This window comes from uncultured Veillonella sp. (genome assembly GCF_934190855.1).
GTDB lineage: Bacteria > Bacillota > Negativicutes > Veillonellales > Veillonellaceae > Veillonella.
Genome location: NZ_CAKPTN010000071.1, coordinates 1 through 8,263 on the forward strand (window position 1 = coordinate 1; position 8,263 = coordinate 8,263).

8 protein-coding genes, 1 pseudogene and 1 other annotated feature are annotated in these 8,263 nt (G+C 38.8%); all 9 genes and pseudogenes read left to right on the plus strand.

What is annotated here, in order from left to right; translation table 11 throughout:
- Positions 1-267, plus strand: a pseudogene (locus Q0F90_RS05420) (glutamate--tRNA ligase); the annotation flags it as partial.
- Between the two features lie 132 nt (positions 268-399).
- A complete protein-coding gene (locus Q0F90_RS05425) occupies positions 400-1,353 on the plus strand; it encodes a bile acid:sodium symporter family protein (protein ID WP_296004039.1) in 954 nt (317 codons plus the stop codon).
- Positions 1,354-1,597: 244 nt separating this feature from the next.
- Positions 1,598-1,804: a binding site (T-box leader), on the plus strand.
- Between the two features lie 48 nt (positions 1,805-1,852).
- A complete protein-coding gene (gene cysS, locus Q0F90_RS05430; RefSeq protein ID WP_296004041.1) occupies positions 1,853-3,301 on the plus strand; it encodes a cysteine--tRNA ligase in 1,449 nt (482 codons plus the stop codon).
- A complete protein-coding gene (locus tag Q0F90_RS05435) occupies positions 3,291-3,767 on the plus strand; it encodes a Mini-ribonuclease 3 (protein WP_296004043.1) in 477 nt (158 codons plus the stop codon). The genes cysS and Q0F90_RS05435 overlap by 11 nt, the downstream gene beginning before the upstream one ends.
- 1 nt (position 3,768) lies before the next feature.
- On the plus strand, positions 3,769-4,500 hold the full coding sequence (rlmB, locus tag Q0F90_RS05440) for a 23S rRNA (guanosine(2251)-2'-O)-methyltransferase RlmB (RefSeq protein WP_105098257.1): 732 nt from the start codon (positions 3,769-3,771) through the stop codon (positions 4,498-4,500).
- A gap of 2 nt (positions 4,501-4,502) precedes the next feature.
- Positions 4,503-5,036, plus strand: a complete 534-nt coding sequence (locus Q0F90_RS05445) for an NYN domain-containing protein (protein WP_296004046.1) — start codon at positions 4,503-4,505, stop codon at positions 5,034-5,036.
- A gap of 73 nt (positions 5,037-5,109) precedes the next feature.
- Positions 5,110-5,784, plus strand: a complete 675-nt coding sequence (gene sigH / locus Q0F90_RS05450) for an RNA polymerase sporulation sigma factor SigH (protein WP_296004048.1) — start codon at positions 5,110-5,112, stop codon at positions 5,782-5,784.
- On the plus strand, positions 5,781-6,026 hold the full coding sequence (gene secG / locus Q0F90_RS05455) for a preprotein translocase subunit SecG (RefSeq protein WP_024066833.1): 246 nt from the start codon (positions 5,781-5,783) through the stop codon (positions 6,024-6,026). The genes sigH and secG overlap by 4 nt, the downstream gene beginning before the upstream one ends.
- Before the next feature lie 55 nt (positions 6,027-6,081).
- A partial coding sequence (gene rnr / locus Q0F90_RS05460) for a ribonuclease R (protein WP_296004050.1) occupies positions 6,082-8,263 on the plus strand: 2,182 nt, incomplete at its 3' end.

Below are 8,263 nucleotides of genomic sequence, written 5' to 3' on the forward strand. Positions count from 1 at the left end.
GTATTAAACGAAGAAACGGCTCCAACTGTACTCAGTGCTTTCCGCAATGCATTGGCTGAACTTGATGAAATCACACCTGAAGTTGTAAAAGCAACTATTAAGGCAGTAATGAAAGAAACTGCTTTAAAAGGTAAATTTGTATTCATGCCAATTCGCGTGGCTTTAACAGGTCAAATGCACGGTCCTGATTTGAACAATATCGTTACTTTGCTTGGTAAAGAAAAATGCTTACATCGCTTAGACAATGTTAGCGCTTTAACAAAATAGTAATAGAGGCTAATTTAAAAGCTCTCATAGCTGAGGTTATGAGAGCTTTTTTATGTATATTGAGATTATTCTATAGAAGTGCTATAATAGTCGGCGTATTTTATTTTATATATTATGAAAGTGAGTGTTTTTATGAGTGTTATTCGTTCTATTAACCACTTATTCAATAGTTATCTATCTTGGATCGTACTATTGATGGCTGTATTAGCGTATATGCTTCCTACAGTAATTTCTTGGATGACTCCCTACATTGCGTACATGTTACAATTCGTTATGTTTGCGATGGGTTTAACTTTGACAGCACAAGTATTCCTTGATGTATTCAAACAACCAATGAAGGTTATCCTCGTATCTGTTATCCAGTTCTTATGGATGCCATTGGCAGGTTTCTTGGTAGCCATTATTTTCAATTTCCCTCCGGAAATTGGTATCGGCTTCATCCTGTTAGGTGCATGTCCTGGTGGTACAGCTTCTAATGTTATGACATTCCTTGCTAATGGTAATGTTCCTTTATCTGTATCTGCAACGACTGTTTCTACATTATTGGCTCCAGTATTAACACCTTTATTCGTTGTACTCTATGCAGGTGCTACATCTTCCATTGAAATTCAATTTATGCCGATGTTTATTTCCATCGTAAAAATCGTATTGGTACCAATCATCTTAGGTATCGTATTGAATTACTTCATCGGTTCTAAGATTGAACCAGTTAAAGATGTATGCCCTACAATTGCGGCTATTGCAGTATTGCTTATTTTAGCAGCTGTTACAGCAGTAAACCAAAAACAAATTGCTGAAACAGGCTTAATTATTTTCGTAGCTTGCTTGGTACAAAATGTGAGTGGTTACGTAGTAACCTACTTCATTTGTAAGGCTCTTAACATCGATATTTCTTCTCGCCGTGCAATGCAAATTGAAGTAGCGATGCAAAACTCTGCATTGTCCGTTTCTCTTGCACTTAAACATTTTACACCACAAGCTGCGGTAGCAGGTGCAGTATTCTCTATCATTCATAACTTTACAGGCTCTATATTTGCAGGTATTTGCCGTAAACATGACGATCAAGAGAAGTTGGAAAATGCTTAGTCTTAATTGATATAAACTAAATCAATTACTATTAACGTGTTTTATATAAAAACTATTGTTAATAGTGATAATAGCAGTCAAATATTTTGATTGTACTAATCCTCATCATTTAAAAATATATTAGCTGAAAACCTATGTATAATAGGCTAATAACTAATTTTGAATGATGAGGATTTTTCTTATGAATATTGACTTTCTATAGCATTATTTGGTAAAATAACTCTATATCTAAATATAGATACAATTAAAAGCTAGGACTGAAAGAAGTACTCTACAACTAACTTTTTAGCGAGAACCGATGGTGGGAGGGTTCATGGATAGGTAGACGAAATGCATTCACGAGCTGACACTCCGATTATAGGTAGGTTTGTCCGGTGACGCGCCGTTATGCGATGAGTGGGTGCCATTGCTGGTACCTAACAGAGTGGAACCGCGGACCATCGTCTCTGTATGAGATGAGAGGTCTTTTTTATTTACAAAAATGGAGGCATCGGTAACGATGAGAGAAATTACAGTTTATAATACTATGACACGCCAAAAAGAGGTATTCAATCCTGTTACACCAGGTGAGGCAAAAATGTATGTATGTGGTGTTACACCATATAATCATCCTCATATTGGCAACGCACGTCCTTTCGTAACTTGGGACGTAATTCGTCGATACATGAAGCATGTAGGCTATAAAGTAACTTATGTACAAAACTTTACAGATGTGGATGACAAAATCATCAATACATCTAATGGTGAAGGCGTATCTTGGGATACTATTGCAAACCGTTATATCGATAGCTATTTCGAAGTAATGGATGCTCTTGGTGTACAACGAGCTGATATTTATCCACGTGTTTCTACACATATCGAAGATATCATTGCGATGATCAATACGTTGATTGAAAAAGGCTATGCTTATGAACTCGATGGCGATGTGTACTATAGCGTTGACAAATTTGAACATTATGGCGAATTATCTGGCCGTACATTAGATGATATGGAAGCTGGCGCTCGTATCGAAGTAGATGGTCGCAAAAAGAATCCTATGGATTTTGCGTTGTGGAAAGCAGCAAAACCAGGTGAACCTTATTGGGAAAGCCCATGGGGCAATGGTCGTCCAGGTTGGCATATTGAATGTTCTGCTATGAGCCAAAAATACTTGGGTACAGAATTCGACTTCCATGGTGGCGGTAGTGACTTGATCTTCCCTCATCATGAAAACGAAATTGCTCAATCCGAAGGTTGTTCTGGTCAACATCCAGTAGTTCGTTACTGGCTGCATAATGGCTTTATTACAATTAACTCTGAAAAAATGTCTAAATCCTTGAATAACTTCTTCTTGGTAAAAGATATTTTAGAACAATATAGCCCTGATGCATTGCGCTACTTCTTGTTGAGCACCCATTATCGCAGCCCATTGGATTTCTCTGATGAGCGCTTAGAAGAAGCAAATAAATCTTTAGAACGTTTGAGCACAGCTATTGAAAACCTTCTTTACCTTGAAAAATGTGAACCAGGTCAATGCGAAGATGCACAACGTTTGTTAGAACAAGCTAAAACATTTGAAGAAGAATTTGAAGTAGCTATGAGCGATGACTTCAATACAGCATTAGCTACATCTAGCATGTTTGGTCTTGCTAAAGAAATCAACATTTACTACCAAGCAATGACTAGCAAAGAAGGCGTTGTTTGCCAAGAAGCTATTGCTGAAGTTAAACGTATCTTCAAATTCATGACAGATGTGATTGGCGTTCTTGAAAAAGCATGGGAAGGCAACACTAGTGCTAACGCTGCTGAATACGAAGAATTAATGCAAGTTATCTTGTCTGTACGTCAAGCGTGCCGCGAACAAAAGCAATGGGCATTAGCTGACTGCATCCGCGATCGTTTGGCTGAAATCGGTATTACTATTGAGGACTCCCCTCAAGGTGCACGGTGGAAAAAACGTGAAGTTTAAACAATTTCAATTCTTAATGAATGAAGCGATAAAAAAACTGACGGCTCTTGAAGAAGAGCCGCTTCGTTTGCGTAAACGAACTGTAGAGGAGTGCCTTAGTGCTGACGCAGTCATGCTTGCTTATATTGGTGATGCCGTGTACTCCATGTATGTGCGTGAACGAGTAGTACAAATGAATATTACTAAAGTACAAGTGTTACACACCATTGTTACTGAGTTTATTTGTGCTAAATCACAAGCAAAAGTATTACTTGAGATAGAAGATACTTTCACAGAACAAGAACACGCTATTGCTAGACGAGCTAGAAATAGTAATGTCAATGTGCCAAAGAGCAGTTCTGTTCAAGAATATCGCAGTAGTACGGCCTTTGAAGCTGTACTAGGTTTTCTGTATGAAACACGTCAAGATGAGCGCTTACAACATATTATGGGACAAGCCTTTTCTATAACTCTTCGAGGTATGTAGTATGGACAATTATATTGTAGGCCGCAATGCGGTTAAAGAAGCCCTTAAAAGTGGTCGTTCAATTCAACGTATTATGGTCAGCGAAGATAAGGTGAAAACTGGTTTGGCTGATATCGTGGGTCTTGCTAAATCCCAAGGCATTGAAGTGAGACCGACACCTATTAAACAGATGAATAAGTACGACTTAGATGTACCACATCAAGGGGTTATTGCCCTTGTATCGGCGGTACAATTTAAGGAATTAGGTGAAGTTTTACAAGAGACTACTCATGAAGTGCCTTTGCTCATTTTAACAGATGGTGTAGAGGATCCTCATAATATGGGAGCTATCATTCGTACTGCCGAATGTGTGGGTGCAACGGCTGTACTCATTCCTAAGCGTCATAATGCACCTATTAATGCGACAGTTGCCAAAACCTCTGCTGGAGCTATTGAACAGATTCCCCTAGTACAAGTGGGCAACGTGGCTCAAACTATTAAGCAGCTACAAAAACAAGGTTTTTGGGTAATGGGCGCTCATATGGAAGGTGACCGTACCTTGTATGAGGCGGATATGACGATTCCTACAGTTATCGTAATTGGTAATGAAGGCAAGGGAATTAGCCGTGTTGTGAAAGAGGCTTGTGATTTCCTCGTAACGATTCCTATGTATGGGAATTTAAATTCCTTAAACGCATCTGTGGCAGCAGCGGTTCTTATGTATGAGGCGGTACGTCAACGGCAAGCGAAATAACTATGTTAAAAGATATCTTAATTGTAGATGGCTATAATGTGATATTTGCCTGGACTCATTTGAAGAAATTAGCACATGAATCATTAGAGCATGCTCGAATGGAACTGAGAGATAAGTTATTAAATTACGGCAAGTTTAAGGGCTATGAAGTGATCCTTGTATTTGATGGTAAATATACGAAATCTGGAGGCTCTGTTGAGGTTATCACTAATGGTTTCATAGAGGTCTATACTGATGATGGAGAAACGGCGGACTCCTTTATAGAACGAGAGGTATTTTTGCGTAAAGGTAAATATACCAATGTATATGTTGTGACTTCTGATGGGGCAGAACAGAATCAAATTCTCGGTTCCGGTGGTTTGCGAATTCCTGCTCGAGAATTACAAAATATGATTCGTCTTGCTAAGGAAGAGGAGCGACTGCAATATGCTCATGAACATAGACGTGATCAATTTAGTTTACGACGCAATGAAGTGGGGGGCTTATTATCCCCTGAAGTGGCTGAAAAGCTAGAGAAATTGCGACGTGGTCATTGATAGTTGAAAATCAAATACACTTCCAGTATAATAAATATATTGGTTTTTCTCGCTCAATTGTAAGGAGGAGCTTATGAAACTGATTCATACACGCAAGTCCGATTACAATTTCAAGGAAATGACCGATGAGCAAGTTGTGGTCATAGCTCAAGAGGAGCAAAATGTGTTTGCAATTGATTATATTGTAAATAAATATAAAAATTTTGTTCGAGCTAAGGCACGTTCCTATTTTTTAGTAGGTGCGGATCGAGAGGACATTATCCAAGAAGGTATGATTGGACTCTACAAGGCGACGCGCGATTTTAAACATGATAAATTAGCGTCTTTCAGAGCCTTTGCAGAATTGTGTATAACTAGACAAATCATAACGGCCATTAAATCGGCTACAAGACAAAAACACGCGCCTTTGAATTCCTATATATCTCTTAATAAACCGGTATATACAGAGGAATCAGAGCGTACATTGATTGAAATGCTATCCTCCGCAAAGGTTACAAACCCTGAGGATCTCATTATCAGCCAAGAGGAATTGGATGATATTGAACGCAATATCGGTCATATTTTAAGTGATCTCGAGTGGGAGGTCTTGGAAGGATATCTAGACGGACGTTCTTATCAAGAAATGGCTGAGGTCACAGATCGCAGTGTTAAATCTATCGACAATGCACTGCAAAGGGTTAAACGTAAATTAGAGAAGTATTTAGAACATCGTGTATTGGGTTCGCCTAGAGCCTCACAGGAAGGATGACAGTCGTGACAAATTTTTTAATGATCCTAGAAGTAATCGTATCAATTTTATTAATTGTAGTAGTTGTGGCACAAAATAGCAAAAGCTCTGGTATGGGTGGCGCTGTTTCTGGTGCGGCAGACTCCTCTTTTGGTGGTAAGGCCCGTGGTGTAGACGGCTTCTTATCTAGATGTACAATTATTTTAGGGATTATCTTTGCTGTGTTGAGCTTAGTATTAGGGGCAATGATTAATCAATTCTAATGATGAAAGCCTGCTTTGCAGGCTTTTTCTTTTTCCATCTTAAGGGGGTGAAAATTTGAAGAAAAAGGTATTGGACTTTTATAAATCTATCCAACCACATGCATATCATATTGAAGATGCAGCAATGGATAACCATATTCGAGGTGGTAAAGATCTTGAGATGTTTATTCGGTCTGCCAAAATGCTCGCACGGGAAGGCGTATTAACTTGTACGCGACCTGATGTATATCAATATGAAGAACAGCAGCATGAAGAATATGAAGGTATTTACAAAGGATATCGTAAATCCTATGGCTTTGTTATCATGCTCGATGATGAAGATATTTATGTGGCGGAACAAAATAAAGGCACTGCCATGCACAATGATAAAGTGCGTGTTCGCGTAGTGCCATCTGATTATACAAAACATAAACGAGAAGGCATTATCGTTGATGTAATTGAGCGTGCTAATGAAACTGTAGTTGGTACCTATGATAGACAACAACACTTTGGCTTTGTTATCCCTGATGATGAACGTATCGGTACAGATATTTTTGTGGATTTAAAAAATACGTTAGATGCACGTAGCGGCGCTAAGGTATTGGTTAAAATAACAAAATGGCCGGAAGGCGATAAAAAGCCTGAAGGTGTTATAACAGAAATTCTAGGCTATAAAGGTGATGTAGGCCTTGATATTAACTGTATCATGGCAAATCATAAGATCCCTTTTAACTTCCCTGAAGAAGTTATCAAAGCCAGTAAGAAGATTGATACTATAATTCACGAAGACCCAAAACGTTGGGATCTTAGAGACTTACAAATGGTTACTATCGATGGTGAGGATGCAAAAGATCTTGATGATGCCGTGAGTGGTCGTAAATTACCGAATGGTAATTACGAATTAGGCGTACATATTGCAGACGTAAGTCACTATGTAACGTCTGGCCAACCTATCGATAATGAGGCCTATAAGCGAGGTACATCTGTATATTTGGTAGACCGTGTAGTACCGATGTTACCTGAGGTATTATCTAATGGCATTTGTAGCTTAAATGCTCATGAAGACCGTTATGCTATGACCTGTATGATGGAAATTGACGATAAAGGGACGGTTGTTAATTATCGTATCAGACCATCTATTATTCATGTAGGACGACGTTGTAGTTATAAAGAAGTGTATAAGGCATTAGAGGAAAACATCATTCCTGATGATTTACAAGACTTTATGCCTATGTTACGAGATTTAGCAGAAATCTCTAAAATTCTTAACCGCATGCGCCGTCGTAGAGGTGCTTTAGACTTCGATTTCCCTGAATACAAGGTATTGCTTGACCAAGATGGTACACCGTTACGTATCGTTAAACGTGATCGCACAATGGCAGAGCGCCTCATCGAAGAATGTATGCTCATCGCCAATGAAACGGTAGCGACTCATTTGAAGAATACACACCGTACTTCGGTATATCGTATTCATGAAAGTCCAAGCGAAGAAAAGTTAGATTTATTCCAAAAGGTATTGAATTACTTAGGTCAAAATCTCGTTCTTAGTTCAGATGGTGTAACACCACGAGATTTCCAAAAAATCTTAGATGTAGTAAAAGGGCAGGATATTGAGCAGGTGGCTCAAATTATGACCTTACGATCTATGCAGCAAGCGAAATACAGTATAGAAAATGCTGGTCACTTTGGCTTGGCATCTACATGTTATACGCATTTTACATCTCCTATTAGACGTTACCCAGATTTGATGGTTCATCGCCTCTTAAAAGCCGATATGCATTGGAAAAATGGATATTCTAAGCGAGATGTAGAGGAAGCCTTCTTAGCAGGTGCTGTTGAGCACTCTTCCAAACAAGAACAAGTGGCAACAGAGGCAGAACGAGAAACTACAGACCTTAAAAAGACACAATATATGGTTCCATTTGTGGGCGAAGTCTTTGAAGGTACTATTGCAAGTATTACATCCTTTGGTATGTTTGTTGAGTTAGAAAACGGTATCGATGGCCTCGTGCATATTAGCATGATGAACGACGATTACTATTTCTTTGACGAAGAACATTTTGTCCTCGTTGGTAAACGAACAGGTAAAACATATCACTTAGGTGATAAGGTTACGGTTACCCTTGTAAAAGCCGATGTAGAAAAGAAACAAATTGACTTTGTACTCGGTGAAGTCCATAATTTGATGGCTATTCAAGAACAATTGCGTAATGGCTCTGATTATGCCTCTAGTCGAGATGGATTTGGTAGCCGTAAAG